Source organism: Gilliamella sp. CG22 (assembly GCF_046635725.1).
GTDB classification, from domain to species: domain Bacteria; phylum Pseudomonadota; class Gammaproteobacteria; order Enterobacterales; family Orbaceae; genus Gilliamella; species Gilliamella apicola_I.
Genome location: NZ_JBIDFK010000023.1, coordinates 1 through 1,646, shown reverse-complemented (window position 1 = coordinate 1,646; position 1,646 = coordinate 1). Strand labels below are relative to the sequence as shown.

Annotated in this window: 1 rRNA gene (running past one end of the window); it reads right to left on the bottom strand. The window is 51.2% G+C overall.

Annotation, left to right across the window (positions count from 1 at the left end):
* Positions 1 to 1,646: ribosomal RNA gene (locus ACGH46_RS10940) — 23S ribosomal RNA — on the bottom strand; its annotated part reaches 1,254 nt to the left of the window's first position; the annotation flags it as partial.

Genomic DNA, 1,646 nt, shown 5'->3' with positions numbered 1-1,646 from the left:
CACGGGACTTCAATTACCATCAGCGTGCCTTCTCCCGAAGTTACGGCACCATTTTGCCTAGTTCCTTCACCCGAGTTCTCTCAAGCGCCTGAGTATTCTCTACCTGACCACCTGTGTCGGTTTCGGGTACGATTAACTATAACCTGAAGCTTAGAGGATTTTCCTGGAAGCAGGGCATCAATTACTTCACTACCTTAGTAGCTCGTCATCACGCCTCAGGGTCTCAGTGACCGGATTTGCCTAATCACACCCCTACACGCTTAACCCACCATCCAATAGGTGGTAAACCTAGCCTTCTTCGTCCCCCCATCGCAGTTATAGCCAGTACGGGAATATTAACCCGTTTCCCATCAGATACGCCCTTCGGCCTCTCCTTAGGGGTCGACTCACCCTGCCCCGATTAACGTTGGACAGGAACCCTTGGTCTTCCGGCGAGCGGGCTTTTCACCCGCTTTATCGTTACTTATGTCAGCATTCGCACTTCTGATACCTCCAGCATGCCTCACAACACACCTTCTACGGCTTACAGAACGCTCCCCTACCCAATACACTTGCGTGCACTGCCGCAGCTTCGGTGCATAGTTTTAGCCCCGTTACATCTTCCGCGCAGGCCGACTCGACTAGTGAGCTATTACGCTTTCTTTAAATGATGGCTGCTTCTAAGCCAACATCCTAGCTGTCTAAGCCTTCCCACTTCGTTTCCCACTTAACTATGACTTGGGGACCTTAGCTGGCGGTCTGGGTTGTTTCCCTCTTCACGACGAACGTTAGCACCCGCCGTGTGTCTCCCATGATTAAACTTGTCAGTATTCGGAGTTTGCATCGGGTTGGTAAGCCGGGATGGCCCCCTAGCCGAAACAGTGCTCTACCCCCAACAGTTATACATGAGGCGCTACCTAAATAGCTTTCGGGGAGAACCAGCTATCTCCCGGTTTGATTGGCCTTTCACCCCCAGCCACAGGTCATCCGCTAATTTTTCAACATTAGTCGGTTCGGTCCTCCAGTTAGTGTTAACCAACCTTCAACCTGCCCATGGCTAGATCACCGGGTTTCGGGTCTATACCCTGCAACTTAACGCACAGTTAATACTCGGTTTCCCTTCGGCTCCCCTATTCGGTTAACCTTGCTACAGAATATAAGTCGCTGACCCATTATACAAAAGGTACGCAGTCACACATGCCCAACGACACATGCTCCCACTGATTGTACGTACACGGTTTCAGGGTCTATTTCACTCCCCTCCCGGGGTTCTTTTCGCCTTTCCCTCACGGTACTGGTTCACTATCGGTCAATCAGGAGTATTTAGCCTTGGAGGATGGTCCCCCCATCTTCAGACAGGATATCACGTGTCCCGCCCTACTCTTCAAGCTTCCACATAATTTACCTTCGTGTACGGGACTTTCACCCTCTGTCGTGCGACTTTCCAGACGCTTCCACTGATACATTATGCTACCCGCTTTGGGCTCCTCCCCTTTCGCTCGCCGCTACTAGGGGAATCTCGGTTGATTTCTTTTCCTCGGGGTACTTAGATGTTTCAGTTCTCCCGGTTCGCCTCATCTGACTATGTATTCATCAGATGATAGTGCAGTCACCTGCACTGGGTTTCCCCATTCGGACATCGACGGCTATAACGCCTTTTATCAGCT